General features: G+C 57.6%; 21 protein-coding genes and 1 tRNA gene. 15 read left to right on the plus strand and 7 right to left on the minus strand.

What is annotated here, in order from left to right; all coding sequences use genetic code 11:
- The first annotated feature begins 59 nt into the window (after positions 1 to 59).
- The 4 genes from ACRZ9U_RS08100 to ribD all read left to right on the plus strand — a co-directional run bounded on the left by ACRZ9U_RS08100 (position 60) and on the right by ribD (position 2,565).
- The gene (locus tag ACRZ9U_RS08100; protein ID WP_255612048.1) at positions 60 to 461 is read left to right on the plus strand and encodes a hypothetical protein; all 402 of its coding nucleotides are present in this window, start codon (positions 60 to 62) and stop codon (positions 459 to 461) included.
- Between the two features lie 6 nt (positions 462 to 467).
- Positions 468 to 878 carry a secondary thiamine-phosphate synthase enzyme YjbQ gene (locus tag ACRZ9U_RS08105; protein ID WP_170403327.1) on the plus strand — a complete coding sequence of 137 codons (411 nt, stop codon included), beginning with the start codon at positions 468 to 470 and terminating at the stop codon, positions 876 to 878.
- A 119-nt stretch (positions 879 to 997) separates the two neighbouring features.
- Positions 998 to 1,468, plus strand: coding sequence for a transcriptional regulator NrdR (gene nrdR / locus ACRZ9U_RS08110; protein ID WP_039534475.1), 471 nt, complete (start codon positions 998 to 1,000; stop codon positions 1,466 to 1,468).
- Positions 1,465 to 2,565, plus strand: coding sequence for a bifunctional diaminohydroxyphosphoribosylaminopyrimidine deaminase/5-amino-6-(5-phosphoribosylamino)uracil reductase RibD (ribD, locus tag ACRZ9U_RS08115; RefSeq protein ID WP_255612049.1), 1,101 nt, complete (start codon positions 1,465 to 1,467; stop codon positions 2,563 to 2,565). The genes nrdR and ribD overlap by 4 nt, the downstream gene beginning before the upstream one ends.
- A 3-nt stretch (positions 2,566 to 2,568) precedes the next feature.
- Here ribD and ACRZ9U_RS08120 read toward each other — a convergent pair whose 3' ends face one another.
- From ACRZ9U_RS08120 to ACRZ9U_RS08130, 3 genes are all read right to left on the minus strand, one after another.
- Positions 2,569 to 4,566 (minus strand): capsular polysaccharide biosynthesis protein, encoded by a 1,998-nt coding sequence (locus ACRZ9U_RS08120; protein ID WP_170403324.1) that lies wholly within the window; start codon positions 4,564 to 4,566, stop codon positions 2,569 to 2,571.
- 3 nt (positions 4,567 to 4,569) lie between these two features.
- Entirely contained in the window at positions 4,570 to 5,703 is a 1,134-nt protein-coding gene (locus tag ACRZ9U_RS08125; RefSeq protein WP_170396306.1) for a polysaccharide biosynthesis/export family protein, read from the minus strand.
- Positions 5,704 to 5,783: 80 nt separating this feature from the next.
- Positions 5,784 to 7,082, minus strand: a complete 1,299-nt coding sequence (locus ACRZ9U_RS08130; RefSeq protein WP_170403321.1) for a capsular biosynthesis protein — start codon at positions 7,080 to 7,082, stop codon at positions 5,784 to 5,786.
- A gap of 140 nt (positions 7,083 to 7,222) precedes the next feature.
- On the opposite strand from ACRZ9U_RS08130, the gene ACRZ9U_RS08135 reads away from it, so the two are divergent.
- Positions 7,223 to 7,810, plus strand: a complete 588-nt coding sequence (locus tag ACRZ9U_RS08135) for a riboflavin synthase (RefSeq protein ID WP_170396310.1) — start codon at positions 7,223 to 7,225, stop codon at positions 7,808 to 7,810.
- 3 nt (positions 7,811 to 7,813) lie between these two features.
- Here the strand turns inward: ACRZ9U_RS08135 and ACRZ9U_RS08140 are convergent, their stop codons facing one another.
- The gene (locus tag ACRZ9U_RS08140; protein ID WP_480901572.1) at positions 7,814 to 8,869 is read right to left on the minus strand and encodes a phosphatase PAP2 family protein; all 1,056 of its coding nucleotides are present in this window, start codon (positions 8,867 to 8,869) and stop codon (positions 7,814 to 7,816) included.
- Positions 8,870 to 9,188: 319 nt separating this feature from the next.
- Here ACRZ9U_RS08140 and ribB point away from each other — a divergent pair, with 319 nt between their 5' ends.
- The 4 genes from ribB to ACRZ9U_RS08160 are packed head-to-tail and all read left to right on the plus strand — an operon-like array spanning position 9,189 to position 11,708.
- Positions 9,189 to 10,310: a 3,4-dihydroxy-2-butanone-4-phosphate synthase gene (gene ribB / locus ACRZ9U_RS08145; RefSeq protein WP_170403318.1), complete on the plus strand. Its 1,122-nt coding sequence runs from the start codon at positions 9,189 to 9,191 to the stop codon at positions 10,308 to 10,310.
- Between the two features lie 2 nt (positions 10,311 to 10,312).
- Positions 10,313 to 10,864: a 6,7-dimethyl-8-ribityllumazine synthase gene (locus ACRZ9U_RS08150; protein WP_170403315.1), complete on the plus strand. Its 552-nt coding sequence runs from the start codon at positions 10,313 to 10,315 to the stop codon at positions 10,862 to 10,864.
- A complete protein-coding gene (gene nusB / locus ACRZ9U_RS08155; protein ID WP_170396315.1) occupies positions 10,861 to 11,343 on the plus strand; it encodes a transcription antitermination factor NusB in 483 nt (160 codons plus the stop codon). The genes ACRZ9U_RS08150 and nusB overlap by 4 nt, the downstream gene beginning before the upstream one ends.
- A gap of 59 nt (positions 11,344 to 11,402) precedes the next feature.
- On the plus strand, positions 11,403 to 11,708 hold the full coding sequence (locus tag ACRZ9U_RS08160) for a hypothetical protein (RefSeq protein WP_170403312.1): 306 nt from the start codon (positions 11,403 to 11,405) through the stop codon (positions 11,706 to 11,708).
- Positions 11,709 to 11,923: 215 nt separating this feature from the next.
- Here ACRZ9U_RS08160 and ACRZ9U_RS08165 read toward each other — a convergent pair whose 3' ends face one another.
- Positions 11,924 to 12,349: an SRPBCC family protein gene (locus ACRZ9U_RS08165; RefSeq protein WP_170396319.1), complete on the minus strand. Its 426-nt coding sequence runs from the start codon at positions 12,347 to 12,349 to the stop codon at positions 11,924 to 11,926.
- Positions 12,346 to 12,666, minus strand: a complete 321-nt coding sequence (locus ACRZ9U_RS08170) for a metalloregulator ArsR/SmtB family transcription factor (protein WP_170396321.1) — start codon at positions 12,664 to 12,666, stop codon at positions 12,346 to 12,348. The genes ACRZ9U_RS08165 and ACRZ9U_RS08170 overlap by 4 nt, the downstream gene beginning before the upstream one ends.
- 105 nt (positions 12,667 to 12,771) lie before the next feature.
- Between ACRZ9U_RS08170 and ACRZ9U_RS08175 the strand changes: the two genes are divergently transcribed.
- Positions 12,772 to 13,203, plus strand: a complete 432-nt coding sequence (locus tag ACRZ9U_RS08175; protein ID WP_170403309.1) for an MmcB family DNA repair protein — start codon at positions 12,772 to 12,774, stop codon at positions 13,201 to 13,203.
- Here ACRZ9U_RS08175 and ACRZ9U_RS08180 read toward each other — a convergent pair.
- Positions 13,200 to 13,388 carry a DUF6324 family protein gene (locus ACRZ9U_RS08180; RefSeq protein ID WP_170396325.1) on the minus strand — a complete coding sequence of 63 codons (189 nt, stop codon included), beginning with the start codon at positions 13,386 to 13,388 and terminating at the stop codon, positions 13,200 to 13,202. The two genes, ACRZ9U_RS08175 and ACRZ9U_RS08180, sit on opposite strands and share 4 nt — an antisense overlap.
- 78 nt (positions 13,389 to 13,466) lie before the next feature.
- On the opposite strand from ACRZ9U_RS08180, the gene ACRZ9U_RS08185 reads away from it, so the two are divergent.
- From ACRZ9U_RS08185 to ACRZ9U_RS08205, 5 genes are all read left to right on the plus strand, one after another.
- Complete coding sequence (locus tag ACRZ9U_RS08185) at positions 13,467 to 13,949, plus strand: GNAT family N-acetyltransferase (RefSeq protein WP_170403306.1); 483 nt, start codon at positions 13,467 to 13,469, stop codon at positions 13,947 to 13,949.
- 47 nt (positions 13,950 to 13,996) lie between these two features.
- Positions 13,997 to 14,073: transfer RNA gene (locus ACRZ9U_RS08190), tRNA-His, on the plus strand.
- 92 nt (positions 14,074 to 14,165) lie between these two features.
- Positions 14,166 to 15,185 (plus strand): tRNA dihydrouridine(20/20a) synthase DusA, encoded by a 1,020-nt coding sequence (gene dusA / locus ACRZ9U_RS08195; protein ID WP_170403303.1) that lies wholly within the window; start codon positions 14,166 to 14,168, stop codon positions 15,183 to 15,185.
- Positions 15,186 to 15,213: 28 nt separating this feature from the next.
- The gene (locus tag ACRZ9U_RS08200; protein WP_170396331.1) at positions 15,214 to 16,038 is read left to right on the plus strand and encodes a sulfite exporter TauE/SafE family protein; all 825 of its coding nucleotides are present in this window, start codon (positions 15,214 to 15,216) and stop codon (positions 16,036 to 16,038) included.
- Positions 16,032 to 16,817: a hypothetical protein gene (locus tag ACRZ9U_RS08205; RefSeq protein ID WP_170403300.1), complete on the plus strand. Its 786-nt coding sequence runs from the start codon at positions 16,032 to 16,034 to the stop codon at positions 16,815 to 16,817. The genes ACRZ9U_RS08200 and ACRZ9U_RS08205 overlap by 7 nt, the downstream gene beginning before the upstream one ends.
- Positions 16,818 to 16,849 lie beyond the last annotated feature (32 nt).

Here is a 16,849-nt window from a genome sequence, read left to right on the forward strand (position 1 = left end):
GTGCTGACGATGGCGACGCACTAGTCTATATTTCACATGGAAACAGGAAGATGGTCACAATGAAACAGACAATACTTTGCGCATTTGCAGCACTGCTTATGACCAGCTCTGCGGGCGTTGTCGATGCAGCGCCGAACGGTTATCGAACAGAACCGATGAGCGGCACAGACTTCGAGGTCATTCCAAGGACACGTCAGGATACTGATGGATATTGGTGCGCCGCTGCTGATTTTGCCCGCCGGAAATTGGGTGCTGGGTGGCAGCAACAAATCTACGTTCTGCGCGGCTACGGCCCCAGCGTGACAACGGGACGCCGGACGGCGGTACAGTTCACACTGAAACAACCCGCCAATGTCCCGCAGAAAGGCAGCTTTTCGGTCACAGCCGGGTTCCAGCCGGGTGACAGCATGTCGGTACAGGGCGCAAATGCGCGGTGCGGCGTCCGTCCGTTTATCAATTGACCTGCGATGCAGACAGAATTCTCGATCCAGACACAGGGCGTGGGGCTCTATGAGATTACCGCCCCTGTGCGCAGTTGGCTGAGGCCGGTTTCGGACGGTTTGCTGACGCTCTTTGTACGCCACACTTCTTGTTCGCTGCTTATTCAGGAAAACGCCGACCCCGAGGTGCAGACTGACCTGCGCGCATTCTTTGATCGGTTGGTGCCGCAATCGGATCATCCGTCGATGGCTTATCTGCGCCACACCTATGAGGGGCCGGACGACATGCCAGCCCATATCAAGGCCGCGATGATGCCTGTATCGCTGTCGATACCGGTGTCAGATGGGGTACCTGCGCTGGGCACATGGCAGGGGATATATCTGTTTGAACACCGCAACGCGCCGCATGAAAGAAAGGTCGCTGCGCATTTTGGGTGACGCTTTATATTGGGGTGGAAATTTCCGACTACCCAAACTCTAGAGGCTGTCCTATAGTTGTGGATAAGTAAGCCGCAGCGCTTACAAAAAGTGGCCAGCTAGGGACGAGGAGACGGCGGATGCGCTGCCCGTTTTGCGGAAATATCGATACTCAGGTCAAAGATTCACGCCCGGCAGAGGATCACGTCGCGATCCGCAGACGGCGGTTCTGCCCGGCCTGCGGCGGACGGTTCACCACCTATGAACGCGTGCAACTGCGTGATCTGGTCGTCATCAAAACCAACGGTAAGCGCGAAGACTTCGACCGCGACAAGCTGGAACGCTCGATCCGTATTTCGATGCAGAAGCGGCCCATTGATCCCGATCGGATTGATCAGATGATCTCCGGTATCGTGCGCCGTCTTGAAAGCATGGGGGAAACCGATATCCCTTCGAATAAAATCGGTGAAATTGTAATGGAAGCGCTGGCCCGGATTGATACGGTCGCATATGTTCGCTTTGCGAGTGTGTACAAGAATTTCCAGGCGGCCGATGATTTCGAGGAGTTTGTCCACGAGTTGCGCCCGCCGCAACCTTCGACGGATGAGTGAGCGATACAGATAAGCGATATATGGCGCTGGCCCTATCATTGGGGCGGCGCGGCCAAGGCACCTGCTGGCCGAATCCGTCCGTCGGGTGTGTCGTCGTGCGCGATGAACGCATCGTTGGTCGCGGCTGGACGCAGCCCGGGGGTCGTCCGCATGCAGAACCTATGGCTCTGACGCAGGCGGGTAAGGCCGCGCGAGGTGCCACCGCCTATGTCTCGCTTGAACCCTGTTCACACTACGGAAAGACGCCGCCCTGTGCCGAAGCGCTGATTGCGGCCGGTGTTACCCGTGTGGTCTCGGCGATCGAAGACAGCGATCCTCGGGTCGCAGGGCAAGGGTTTGCCATGTTGCGCGAGGCCGGGATTGAGGTCACCACCGGTGTTCTGGCGGAACAGGCAGCACGCGACCACGCAGGGTTTTTCCTGAAAACCGAGCAGGGCCGCCCGTTTGTGACTTTGAAACTGGCCAGCAGCTTTGATGGACGGATTGCTACGGAAACCGGGCACAGTCAGTGGATCACAGGTCCAAATGCTCGCCGCGCGGTGCATGCGATGCGTGCGCGCCACGATGCGGTGATGGTTGGGGCAGGGACAGCGCGCGCCGATGACCCGTCGCTGACGGTTCGTGATCTGGGCGTGCAGCATCAGCCGGTGCGCGTGGTGGTCTCGCGCCATCTGGATTTGCCCTTGATGGGGCAACTTGCGCGAACCGCGTCCGATATCCCTGTCTGGCTCTGTCACGGCCCCCATCCAGACCCCGAGCGTGCGCGTGCGTGGGAGGGGTTGGGTGCCCGTCTGATCCCTTGTGCGCTGGATGGTCATCACGTGGATGCGGCTGATCTGTTGCAGCAGCTTGGGCAGGCCGGATTGACGCGTGTCTTTTGCGAAGGCGGATCAGCATTGGCTGCATCTTTGCTAAAGGGCGATCTGGTCGATGAGTTGGTCGGTTTTACAGCGGGGCTGACCATCGGGGCCGAAGGTCTGTCCGCGATCGGGGCACTGAGGCTTGATACTCTGGATACTGCCCCCCGATTTGATCTGATCGAAACACAGGTCGTTGGCGGCGATATCCTACATCGCTGGGCGCGCGTGACGCACTAGCCTTCAGCGCCACCAATGCGCATGCGTCGCCAGTGCGCCCTGAAATTTGGCCAAGATGCGATTTACGGGTCCGGTAGGGGATGGCGTACCCTGCGCAAGCCGTTCGACCGCGATTTCGACGGGGCAGGTCTGTCCCGTCACCGGATCGAGATAGCGCGGGTAGTCGATCAGCGTTGCGTGCACCAATCCCATCAACGAAGGCCGCACGCCACGTCGCGCAGGCACTGCCCCCAGATCCGTTGTCAGCCCCCAACCGGCGTAGAACGGTGCGCCGAGTGTGGTGACCCGGACGCCGCGCAGCAAAGCCTCGAACCCCAGCAGAGAGGTCATAGTCCAGACTTCATCCACCTGTCCAAGCAGGGTGGCAGGATCGGTGCCTTCTACAATGACATCGGCCAGATCAGTTTCGATCTTGCCGTCGCGCAGACCAGCTTCGACATCCGGATGAGGTTTATAGATCAACACAGCGTCGGGATTGGCCTCGCGCGCCGCGCGCAGCAGATCGAGATTGGTGCGGATATTGCTTGTTCCCAGCCGGATCGAGGCGTCATCTTCTACCTGACCTGGCACCAGAATACGATGCCCCGTCGGTAGGTCCGGGGCGGGGTGGCCGATGTTGTACTTGCTTAGGCCCTCGGTCAGCAGCCGGGCTGTCAGCCGCTCGGCGCGGAGCCTCTGATCAGGGCGCAAGGTTTCGCGCGTGGTGATCCATTCTTCCAGGCGGCTGGGATGCGTTGGATCGTAGTAGATGCCGATATCATCGGTCACCAGCGACAGCGGTGGAACCAGCTCCGCGCCCAACCCGCGGGATCGTAAAAAGCCATCCTCAATCCGGGTTGCATTCAGCGTCTCACCGGCCCGGCTGGCCCAGACCATATGGGGTTGTTTGGTGTTCTCTGGCTGCTCGGCCACGAAACGCACCTTATGGTGCTGGCCGAAAATGCGTTGCAGGTGGCGGCGTTTCCATACCCGCATCCCGGAGGCGGTCCAGCCTTTGTGGTCCTGCCGCCAGGCCCGGGTTTGCGCCTCAAGCGTATCGAGCACGCATTCCAATTCGCACAGGCGATCATTGTAGGGATCATACCAACGCGGATACAAGATCATCGCAGCTGCAAAAAGCTGCGCCCGCGTAAGATTCCGTTGGCGACGGAGCAGGGGTGCATCATCTTGCGTCAGCCCCCACCCAGCGTAGAATGGTTGCCCGAACACGCGAGGTTTGTGCCCGGCCAATATCGCCTCAAATCCCATCTGCGAGGACAGCGTGTAAACCCCGATGGCCCCTTCAAGCAGCGACCATGGACTTATCGGGCTGTCGAGGATCGATATTCTGTGACTCAGATCCTGATCGGAAAAGTATCCCTTGCGGTGGCCTGCCGTGGTTTCGGGGTGGCTTTTGATGAGGATGCGTGCGCCGGGGTTTTCCTCTTGCGCGATTACCAGCATCTCGCGGAACCGTGCATAGTCGCCGTTGCTTGCGGTGACGGCAGCATCTCCCTGCGTCTGGTCGATCACTAGAACGTAGCCAGGATCGGGAGGCGTCAGATCAAGGTCAAAGGCCGAGTATTTGCTCAGATGCAGCTCTCGGATGCGCGCGATTGCGCCTCGCGCGCGATCCAGCAGGGCGGTGTCATCCAGCGGATGCGTGGCTAACAGAGTTTCCAGATCCGAAGGCACACTCGGATCAAAATGCAGACCCGATCGATCCAACAACAGACCCATGGGTGCCTCACCGCTTCGTCCAGGGTGCAGAGACCGCAGGAACGCGTCTTCGACCCTCAGGACGGGCACATCGCGTTTCTGCGCGATACCCATGCCCCGATGGGCTGTCGGGCTGTTGCCCCAGACCCCGACCAGATCGTCTGGCTGTGGCAGACCAAGCCGGATGTCATACCCGGCCAGAGACAATATACGACGCAGCCGCGACTGTGACAGGAACCCACCGTTGTAAACAAAAAGCCGGGAGCGTTCGCCCCCGGCCGTGTTCTCCGATTCAGAGAGCATTCATCAGTTACCCGTAAGCGTCGCCACATTCGCAAATGGCGTCAGACCTCCAGCAATCAGCGAGACAGATTTGCTCCACTGTGCATATGGGGCCTCGGTGACGTATATCGTGTCATCGTCTCGGATCACGAAATCGCGGGCGATGAACAGGCCATTGGGCGCGGTCAGGTTCAGCAAATAGATCATGCGCTGATCACCCTGTAGCTCGGGACGTCCCATGACATTGCGCGCCACATCCTGCCGTTCCTCACGCAGAACAAAAATACCGGTCGGGTCTGAAGATAGCGGCTGTAGGCCTCCGACCTGAGCCAGCGCCTCAAGGGCAGATAAGTCCTGACTTTCAAAGGCCACGCGGGACTGTCCACCGGTCGAGCCCAGCGCGATGTATGAGCGGCTGTCCTGTTCGACCAGAATGCGATCGCCGCCGCGCAGGGCGATATCGGTTTCCGGGTTGCGGAACAGATCGTCGTACCAGATGGTTCCTCTTTGCTTGCCCCTGATCACAGTGACCAATGCGATATCGGATGCAACTGCCACCCCGCCTGCTTGCGCGAGCATGGTCGACAACGAGCCAGTTGGTCGCTCAATCGGATAGATTCCCGGCGCGCCGATAGTTCCGGTCAGAGAAACGGTCGACCCATCGCCCGGAGTGCGCGACACTTGGACCTGCGGATCCGGAGTCTGTTCTTCCAGCTTCGAGGAAATCAACGTGCGGAGCTGCTCGGGCGTATTGCCCGCCGCACGCAGCCGCCCGGCATAAGGGACAAATATGTAACCTTCGCTGTCGACCTGCACCTGATCCAGAACGGTTGCGCCACCGGCTGCGGAACTTAGCAACCCATCCTCGACATTTTCCCAGATGCTGAGACTCAGAATATCGCCGGGGCGTACGGTATCGGATGCGACGCTTTGCGCGCTGCGGAAAGATTTCGAAAACCCGTATTGCGGAATCACCGATGTGGCCCGCGCAACACGGTCGTCGACCTCAACTACAAAGGCGTTACCCCCGTTTTCGACCGACCCGGCTAGAATTTCGTTTTTGTTCGGTCCGGATTTGGGAAGCTGGCATGCTGCCAGCAGGCCAAGGGTCGCCACAAGGGAAACCCCCCGGATCCATCGGGTAGGAAAGCGCTGCACTGCCGATTTACCTCAATCGTCTTTGTTTTGGGAAGGTTACCCGCATCGCTTCGAAACATCCAGCAGCAGGTTGCCCGCGATCATTCAACAACGCGCAACTGTGGCGTTGTGGCCTCTTTATCGGAGAGCAACCCTTGATAGGGGTCCTGAGCCGATAGCATCATATCAGCCGCTCGCCGCAGCAATTGACGACGCCCTCGGCGAGAATAGAACCCCCCGGGGACTTGGCAGGTTTCCAGAAGAAATTGGCGATAGGCCCGATAGGCCTTGCCGCCCGGGGCATCTGGCTGGGCAAAGAATGCCTCAATCGATTGCCGAGATACGAATTCGGGCTTGTCATAAACCGACTGCCCAAAAATCCGCAAAGGAATGCCACGCCACAGAACCTGCTGGCCTGCCGTGGAATTCACCGTCACGGCGGATTTTGCATCGTCTAGCAACCTGGCCAGCTTACCACCGGGCACATAGTGAATTCGGTTTGTGATGCCGTGCTGTGCTGCAAGCTGGCGCGCCCACAGCCGCAGCGGCTCACGGTGGTTCTCAAGCGGATGTTCCTTGATGACAAGGTGGTGATGCGCAGGGGCGCCTTTGGCGAATCCGGCGATCACTTGTTCGAGAAACTCGGACATACCGGAAAAATCCGAGTGGTATTGCACCGAACTGTCATGGCCCAATTGAAGCAACACAAGATGGTATGGAAAACCGCTCCACCTGACCTGTGCTGTGGCCCAACCCCGCTGTAGCCTGTGAATGGGCATCAGACTCAGACGTTTGAAGTACAAACGAAACTCTTTCGAAACCGGCAGCTCTCGATGGGGTCGGAAATTCCGGTATCTGCGATTCAGAAACAGCACGAACCAGTGATAGAGCGCACCGTAAAAGATGTGCTGGCGCATATCCCCCCAATGGGAAGGCGGTGGGGGCGCATGCCCTTCGGACTGTTCCAGCGCCGTCTGCATCTGCGCCACATCCAGTTCCATCAGGCGTGAGTTTCCGTTCGACCCGTTTCGTTCATAGGTCACCCACCAAGGACGCAGGTAGCCTTCTTCAAACACATGAACAGTGGTCCCGCGTGCTTTGGCAATCTCAACTGCGCGCGCATGCACGGGCCGGGTGTCGCCATAGAGCACGATATCGGTCACATCATAGTGGGTGAGCAATTCGCTTAAGGTCTCCGGCCAATCATCTGGCGCGCCGCGATATGGAATGTAACTGGATTTGTCGCCCCAGAAAGCCTGATCGCCCGCGTTGAATCCGACCCGCCAGACCTGAGCACCCGCAGCCCGCAGCATCCGACCAAGCGCGTTAAAGAACGGACCATGCGGTCCTTGTAGAAACAGGAACACACGCCGGTTAGGGCTGTTGGCCAAAGGGATCATGCGGTCTGCTCGTGTGGTGACTTTTGGTGCGTTTGTATAAAATTATGCCTCTTTGTCGTTTTCACGGCAAGGCAGGGCTTGCCGGTAGAGCTGCGTGCCTTTACCTCGGCTATTGAAGCTAGGTTCAGAGGGTTAATGACATGTTCACAGGGATCGTCACCGATATTGGCACCGTTACCGAACTGGACCAGCAGGGAGACCTGCGGGCACGGATCAAGACAAGCTATGAAACGGCGGGCATTGATATTGGCGCTTCCATCGCAAGCGATGGCGTCTGCCTAACCGTCATCGCGTTGGGCGATGATTGGTATGATGTGCAGATCAGCGCTGAGACGGTTTCGAAAACCAATCTGGACAGTTGGCAGGTGGGCAAACGCGTCAACCTGGAACGTGCCTTGAAAGTCGGGGATGAATTGGGAGGGCACATCGTCTCGGGCCACGTGGATGGCGTGGCAGAGGTGGTCTCTGTGATAGACGAGGGTGACAGCACGCGGGTGACATTGCGGGCGCCTGCCAATCTGGCCCGGTTTATCGCTCCGAAAGGGTCCGTTGCACTGAACGGCACATCGCTGACGGTTAATGATGTGGACGGGTGTGACTTTGGTATCAACTTCATCCCTCACACCAAAGAGGTCACCACATGGGGTGACGTCTCGGTTGGTGATCGCGTGAACCTTGAGATCGATACCCTGGCCCGATACGTCGCGCGACTGGCCGAGATGTCCTGACCTTCAGGTGGAAGGTCCAAATTTGGCCGTCAGCCTCTTGGACAGCCACCAGAAGCATGAAGCCAGCAGGATTGAGACATACCCGTCGATGGCGTAGTGCCAGGCGAGGTGAACCGAGCCTAATAAGATGATGAAGACAAACACCGACAGCGCCCAGCCGAGCCAACGCGAATAGGTGAAGCCGTAGAACGCCAGCAGCACGGTAGAGGCAACATGCATGCTGGGCATCGCCGAGATTCCGCCTGCTAGCCCATTATTCCGATAACCATCCAACAGCATTTCATGCACATTCAGCGCCCAGACCGGGCTGATTTCGTGTGAATTGCGTAACAGCTCTATCTGCGGAACGAAGTCAGAGCCAAGATTGAAGGGTTCGTAGTAAACGGGACCAACCGAGGCAAAGATGGTTGCAATCACGTTGCCGCCTACAAACCAGCACAATGCAAACGCAACCAGAAAAACGGTGCTGCGGTTCGGGTCACTGCGGTCCAGACAGGCGACGCAAACCGCAATGTAAATCATGGGAAACCAGATGTGATAGGCGCCATTTATCGCAGTGGTTACGATTGGTGATCCCAAAATGGGCCATAGCAAAGTCCACGGATCGACGCCGCCGTGCAGAAACCGGTCCCATTGTACAAATTGCTCATCCCAGAGTGTCGGATTCACAGCATGTATTTCGTTCTTCAGGAAGGTATAGGTCAGGATAAGAGCGACGATGCTGAGAAAGCAGATAACCGCATCGGTCGCTTTTTCAACATCTGCCATCTTGGATTGCAGATCTTGCAACATCCATTGAATTGGCTTTTTGGGTCGCACAACGAACATGGCAACGCCAAGTCGCCAAAGAACGAAATTTGCGAACATGAAACCAAGCAGACGAACTGAGATGACAATCAGGGAAGAGGTCGAAAAATCCCAATATGACCGTCCTACATAGATGCTAACGGCAATGGCATAGACCATCTGCAGTGCAATGAGTGATAGCAGCAGCCTGTTTCGCCGAAGGGCGTTTACACGCACGAAATTCGCAGCGGGCAGATCAGCGGTCTTAGACACTGGGCTCAAATTCTCGTCTAGCTAGGACATTATACAATGACTGGTGCCCAGGATATCAGGCGATCCAAGGGCCCAATTGGGGCAATTTGTGGACAAAGTTCACGCAACCGGCCTAAAGGTTCAGCTATTGGCAACAATGCGCAGAAAAGGCCTAAGTCAAAACTGGCGCATAGGATTGGTAAACTGAGTTGGCACCAGATTTCATCGCTGGCCCTATAGCGCTGGGCATATCAATCTATCTCGCAGTGCTTACAGGCTGGTCTTTGCGTCCACTCTGGTCTATCCCGCCATTCAAACCCGTTGTGCGAAAGGCTGCCCTATGAGTTTTGAAACCCCCGGACCGGTAGAGGCCCAATTGCGCGAGGCGATCAGTCCGATTGAAGAGATCATCGAAGAGGCCCGTAAGGGCCGGATGTACATTCTTGTGGATCACGAGGACCGCGAGAATGAGGGTGATCTGGTGATCGCGGCCGAGTTCGCTGACGCGGAGGCGATCAATTTCATGGCGACCCATGGGCGCGGGTTGGTCTGCCTGCCGATGACGGCTGAACGAATCGATAGTCTGGGGCTGCCGATGATGGCGGTGAACAACTCGTCGCGTCATGAGACAGCCTTCACCGTGTCTATAGAAGCCCGCGAGGGAGTTTCGACGGGAATATCGGCCGCTGATCGCGCACTAACGGTGGCGACCGCGATCAACGAGCAAAACACTATGGCTCACATAGCGACCCCAGGCCATGTCTTCCCCTTGCGCGCCAAAAGGGGCGGGGTATTGGTGCGGGCGGGGCATACCGAGGCCGCCGTTGATATCTCGCGTCTTGCCGGGCTGAACCCCTCGGGCGTGATCTGCGAGATCATGAAGCCCGATGGCACAATGGCGCGCCTACCTGATCTGGTCGCCTTCGCCAAAGAGCATGACATGAAGATCGGCACGATCAGTGATCTGATCGCCTATCGCTCGCGTAACGACAATCTGGTGGTTGAAACTTCGCGCGAGACAGTGAATTCCGAATACGGTGGCGAATGGGAGATGCGGATTTTCACCGACCAGACCCACGGTATCGAACACGTTGTCATGATCAAGGGCGACATCACAACGCCCGAGCCGGTCCTGACCCGGACCCACGCCCTGCATGAAGCGCCCGATATTCTGGGTCTTGGCCCGAAATCTTCACGAGAGCTGCCCCGCGCGATGGAAAAGATCGCCGAAGAGGGGCGCGGCGTCGTTTGCCTTTTCCGTCAGCCGCGAAATTCGCTGTATGCCGCAGACGACGAAGGCCCGCGCACGATCAAGCAAACCGGTCTGGGTGCGCAGATCCTGTCCAAGATGGGTATTCAGGAACTGGTGTTGCTGACAGACTCGCCTGAAACCGTATATCTGGGGCTCGACGCGTTTGGACTGTCAATCGTCGGCACCCGCTCGATCCTCAAGGAAGACTGATAATGGCTGAAAAAGACAAACATGGCATTCTGCCGACTCCCAGCTTCGACAAGCCGGTGAAACTGCTGCTGGTGGTAGCTCCGTTCTACCGTGCCATCGCTGACAACATGGTCGCTGGTGCCAAGGCCGAGATCGAGGCCGCAGGCGGAACCTGCGACGTGGTCGAAGTGCCCGGTGCGCTGGAAATCCCAACCACTATCGCCATGGCCGACCGCCAGTGTAACTACGACGGCTATGTCGCGTTGGGCTGTGTCATTCGGGGCGAGACGACGCATTATGAAACCGTCTGCAACGACTCTAGCCGTGCAATCCAGTTGATGGGCCTGCAGGGCCTGCTGATCGGAAATGGCATCCTGACTGTCGAAAACGACGAACAGGCCGAGATACGTGCAAACCCCGAAAAGATGAATAAAGGCGGTGGAGCGGCGGCTGCGGCCTTGCATCTGATCGCGCTCAGCCGTAAGTGGGGCTCTTCCAAAAAGGGCGTGGGCTTCAAGCCACCGTCCGAGTCCATCCTTGTGGCGGGCGACAGCAACGGACCCACGACAGCATGACCCAGACAGACGCGCCGAAACCGGCCAACCAGAAACGCCTTATGAAATCCGCCGCCCGGCTTTATGCCGTGCAGGCACTGTTCCAGATGGAGCAGTCGGGCCAGACGACTGAACAGGTTGTGAATGAGTTTCTGGATCATCGGTTTGGCGCGGTCTACGAGGGGGATGAGATGCTGGATGGCGATATTAGTGTCTTCCGCAAGTTGGTGGATGACGCCGTGAACTATCAGGCCACCATCGACCAGATGACCGATCGTGCATTGGTCGCCAAATGGCCTATTGCGCGCATCGATCCGACCCTGCGCGCTGTGTTTCGCGCGGCCGGGGCTGAGTTGACCCAGAGCGACACGCCGCCAAAGGTCGTGATCACCGAATTCGTCGATGTCGCACGTGCGTTCTTCCCGGAAGGCAAAGAGCCCAAATTCGTGAACGCTGTGCTGGATCACATGGCGCGCGAAGCCCAGCCCGAGGCGTTCTGACGCCTTTACCGCGACCCTGCATGCGCTAGACTCACCATCACAGCGCAAGGAGGTTCGCCATGCCCAAACTGGTCCGTCTCTACATTACGCAAGTCATCTGGGGCTTTGTGATCTCGGCCGTCTTTGTCGGGGTGCTGCTGGCGCTCAACGTGGCCAATCTACGGCATCTAATCACCAGTTCGGAAATTGGTCTGATCGCGTTGGCCATGATCTGGTTCATGAACGGGATCGTCTTTGCGGGTGTGCAGTTCGCCTATGCTATCATGAGCATGGCTGAGAAGCCGAACAAACCACGTGGTGGAACACCGATTGCTCATGGTTTGAAGCCTGCGCCGATCAAACAGGAAGTGCGCGCAGGGCGCTGATTTATTAGGTAAATATGTGGCGGGACCACCAGTCAACCGTGCGGTTTGATTCCCGAGGACCTGTATGTACAGGTGGGCGCCAGGTAATCAGGCCAGGACCTGAACAGAGCCAGCCCCCTCGGAATTGCTTAAGGCCACCAGAATGCTACCTGTCACAAGAAGGGCAGAACCCGCCACGGGCCTAAGTAGGGCCTGAAGCAGGTTCGCACAAGGGGTTAAGCATCAACAGTTTCGTGCAATGCGGTGCGCATCTTGCCGAAATGTTCATCCCATCCGTCATCCAGCGAAAGGATCAGGCCAAAGGCGTCAGCCCCTTGAGGTAAGCCCTCGTGCAGCAGTCCAAGGCGTGTACCGCCGGCGACGGGTTCCAGCGTCCACTTGACCACACTTTCGGCGCCGCCCATCGGTTTAATGGTGAATGTATATTCAAGATACTCTGGACGTCTCGCTTCACGCACTTCACCCCAAATCAGAAGGTCGCCACTGGTCGTCCCGAACATCTCAAGCTTTTGTCCAGCGGCCAGGGGACGTTCGGGTTTGTGAAACCACTCGGCCAACCGGTCGGGATCAGTCAAATAGTCCCAAACGATTTCTGGCGTAGCGCGGAGAAAGATTGTTTTCTGCAAAACTGCGTCTGTCATTTCTTATTCCCTTCGATAGCTTTCTTCAGATTTGCGAGGCGATCATCCCAGAACCGGTCGAAGTAGCTGAGCCAGTCCAGAACCGGAGCCATTCCTTTGGGTTCAAGGCGATTGATGCGTTCGCGTCCACGAGCTTCGACCGTGATCAATCCTCCGTCGGACAAAACGGTCAGATGCTTTTTGACGGCCGCGCGGGTCATGTCGAAACGTTCGGTTAGTTGAGCGATCGTCATATCCTGTGCTGCCAGCATCTGAACGATGTCGCGGCGGGTCGGGTCCGCCAGGGCGCGAAATGCGTTTTGGGTCTGTGTATTCATCGGGCACCTTTTATTGGATACCATTTGGTTTCACATTATTGCGATACCAAATGGTACCATGTCAAGCTGCTTGATTTTTGTTCATGAATTGTTCACATTCTCGAAATGACACTAATTATGCAGCCCGGACAAAAGCTGGCCCGTGGTGTTTCGCGTCACTTGTTGACCCACGGCTATGTTTCGATTGAAGAATTTGTCCCTACCCGAGGGCTGCGGGTCGATGTGATGGGGTTGGGCCCAAAGGGCGAGATATGGGTGGTCGAGTGTAAATCCAGCCGCGCCGATTATCAGTCGGATTCTAAATGGCAGGGCTATCTTGACTGGTGTGACCGATTCTTTTGGGCGGTTGATACGGATTTCCCGACCGAGCTTCTGCCTGCGGAAACAGGCTTGATCATCGCTGATGCCTATGATGCTGAAATCATCCGAATGGGGCCAGAAGCCAAGTTGGCTCCGGCGCGGCGCAAAAAGATGGTTCAGAAATTCGCGATGGATTCTGCACGTCGGTTGCAGGCCTTGCGCGACCCTAGGGTTTAGCTTTTGATGGCGCGCGCGGCTTGGGCTGCGGCGCGGATTTCCTCGGCGATTTCTTCGGCCTCTTCGGGGTCGAAATCCATTGGAATCTCAATACCGGCACCTTCAATGAACAGCCGCACCATACCATGATCGGTGGGGCCGATCTGCAGGTTCGCTTCGATATCGCGTTCGGTATTGATGCTCATGTTCGCCTCCGGGAAATGCGCTTTGGTGCTAACGCGCGATGGGTTGAGAATCAAGCCGACTATGGGTTCAGATAGGGCATGGAGACGGCAACGCTCAGACCTTTCCGCGCCGAGGATGCGCCGTGGCTGGTAGAACAGCATGGAGTGCTTTATTCCCGCGACGAAGGTTTTGATGACAGTTTCGGCCCGCTGGTTGCCCGCATTCTGACGGAATTCATCGCGGATCACGATCCAACTTGCGAACAAGGCTGGATCGCCGAGTGCGACGGGGATCGTTTGGGTAGTATTTTCTGTGTCAGGCTGGATGATCAAACCGCCAAGCTGCGGTTGTTTCTGCTGCTGCCCGAGGCTCGTGGACAGGGGCTGGGCAAGCGGCTACTGACTGCCTGCATGGGTTTCGCCCGCGACGCAGGATATCGCCAGATGGTGCTGTGGACCCATGAGAGTCACGCCGCCGCTTGCGGGCTGTATCGTGCGTTTGGGTGGGAGCTTGTCGACAGCAAGCCGGTGCATTCCTTCGGTGTCGATCTGGTCGAACAAAGCTGGCGAATTCAGCTTTAATCCCCTTGCAATCCCCGTACGCCTTCGCTAAATCGCCCCTCACAAGTGCCGCCTTAGCTCAGTTGGTTAGAGCGCTGGATTGTGGATCCAGAGGTCCCCTGTTCAAGCCAGGGAGGCGGTACCATCTCCCAAAACCCAAGAACGGTTTGCCGGTTGCAGGTCTTTCTGTATACCCGGTACTTGGCGAAAGCTGCGTTCCGATGACATGAGCAAGATATGCCGGATAAGAAACCTGTAGACATCCGTAGAAGTGCGAGACTGTCTGTCGCGCCGATGATGGATTGGACCGACAAGAATTGCCGGTTTCTGCATCGTTTGCTGAGTTCTGAGACCTTGCTTTATACTGAAATGGTCACAGCGCCTGCTTTGGTGCGCGGCGGCGCGCTGCATCTGCTGGACTTTAATCCTCAGGAGCACCCGGTTGCGTTGCAGCTAGGGGGTTCTGACCCGCAGGAATTGGCGCAGGCGGCCATGCTGGGCGCTGAAGCCGGATATGACGAGATCAACTTGAACTGTGGGTGTCCGTCTGACCGGGTGCAATCAGGGACATTTGGTGCGATATTGATGCGCGCACCCGAAAAGGTCGCGGAATGCGTTGCGGCGATGCGCGAGGCAGTGAAGGTCGAAGTCACGGTGAAATGCCGTATCGGTGTTGACGAACAGGAACCTTCAGAAGTGCTACCTGCTTTCCTCGACCAAATTCGCGAGGCCGGATGCCAACGTGTCACGATCCATGCGCGCAAAGCTTGGTTGCAGGGGTTAAGCCCGAAGGAAAACAGGGATATTCCACCGTTGGACTATGGTCTTGTGCACCGGATGAAGGCTGATTTTTCGGACATGCACATCTCGATCAATGGTGGCATTACGTCGCTTGCTCAGGCGCAACAGCATCTGGAGGCTGGGCTTGATGGTGTCATGATCGGTCGTGCCGCCTATCACCAACCGACAGATATTCTGGCGGCTGCGGACCCGTTGATCTTTGGAACGGGCAGTGTCGCGGATCCCATTGAAGTGGTGCAAAATATGCTGCCCTATGTCGAGGCGCATCTTGTCGACGGTGGTCGATTGCACCAGATCACGCGGCACATGCTGGGCCTGTTCGCGGGGCGTCCCGGTGCGCGGGGATGGCGGCGGATGCTCTCCGAAGGTGCTGTGCGCGAGAATGCCGGCCCAGAAGTGATCCTGCAGGCTCTGGACTCTGTCGCTGCGCTATCGCAGGTGGAACAGGTAGGCTAAGACGGCTTCGAGCCGCTATGGGGGAATGATGCCCGAGACGATGTTGCTGGCCCAGATGCTGGGCCTTTTGCTTGTGATCGGCGCTTTGGCCGGGGTGTTGGCTGGGCTTTTGGGCGTTGGTGGTGGAATCGTTCTGGTGCCCGCGTTTTTCTATGCGTTTCAGACACTTGGATATGGCGGGCCTCAGCTGATGCAGCTATGCCTAGCAACTTCGCTGGCGACGATCATTGTAACGTCGATCCGATCGGTTCTTAGCCATAACAAGAAAGGCGCGGTGGATTGGGGCATCCTGCGCGGCTGGGGGCCAGGCATAGCGGTGGGTGCGGTGATCGGTGTTCTAGTGGCTTCAGCTCTGAGGACAGAGTTTTTGCAGGCGCTGTTCGGCATGCTTGGCATGGTCATCGGCGTCTATCTTGGTTTGGGAAAATCCGAGTGGCGGTTGGGGGATGCAATGCCCAAGGGATTGCGCCGCGCTGTGCTTTCGCCTTCGGTCGGGTTTCTGTCGGTACTGATGGGAATTGGCGGGGGCAGTTTCGGTGTTCCGCTCATGAGCCTTTATAACACTCCGATCCACCGGGCGGTTGCGACCGCAGCGGGCTTTGGCGTGATCATCGCTGTACCGTCGGTGCTGGGTTTCTTATTTCTCAACATCGCTCCGGAGCATCGCCCGCCGCTGACCATTGGCGCGGTCAATCTGGTGGCTTTCGGTATCGTCGTTGCGATGACTATGATCACCGCCCCGTGGGGCGTTAAGCTGGCGCATGCGATGGATCCGAAGCCGCTCAGGCGGGTCTTCGCGGTATTCCTTACACTGGTTGCTCTGAATATGCTGAGAAAGGCGTTGGGGTGGTAGCGACGTTTTACGAGCTAGGTTGGGTAAAGTTTCCTTATGATGGAGCGTTGGCGGATTGGGTGGCGCACGCTCTTCCCACTGCGCGTGCGTCCGTCAGCGATCCGGCTCATGCAGCTTGGCACGATTGCGATGGCACGTGGTTCATTGGCGTTGATGCACTGGACAATGATGCGCAGGGCAGGGTCGCGGGTTCGCCTGCACTGGCGGGCGCGGCCATCGAACTGGCACATCAGCAGTTTGGATCGATTGATCTGCACAAAGGGCAGGTGTCGGTAATATATCCGGGCTACCCTCAACCCCGGCGTGGCGAAAGCGAGGCTGCGGCGCGGTATCGTGCGCGGCGAGATGCGGCGCATGTGGACGGGCTCAAGCCAGCTGGCCCTGATCGACGACGGCGGGTGGATGAACCTCATGCCTGGATATTGGGTATCCCACTTACCGAGGCCAGTGTGGACGCAGCACCAATGGTGCTGTGGGAGGGAAGCCACAAAATCCTCGGCGATGCTTTTCGGTCCGCGATGAAGAAGGTGCCGCGGCATGAATTGGGCGAGGCCGATATCACAGATGTCTATCAGGCTGCGCGCCGCGAAGTATTCGAGACCTGTCCGCGCCTCGAACTACCAGCACGCCCAGGCGAAGCCTATCTGTTGCACCGCCACTGTCTGCATGGTGTTGCACCATGGGGTCCGAATGCCAGCGCTGGACCGGATGGACGGATGATCGCCTATTTCCGCCCTCAGTTGCCTGGTGGTGTAGCGCAATGGCTCGAATCCCCGTAACCTCCTGCCATTGTTTGGCTTTGGAGAGTTGG

The organism is Ruegeria sp. D7 (assembly GCF_056534355.1).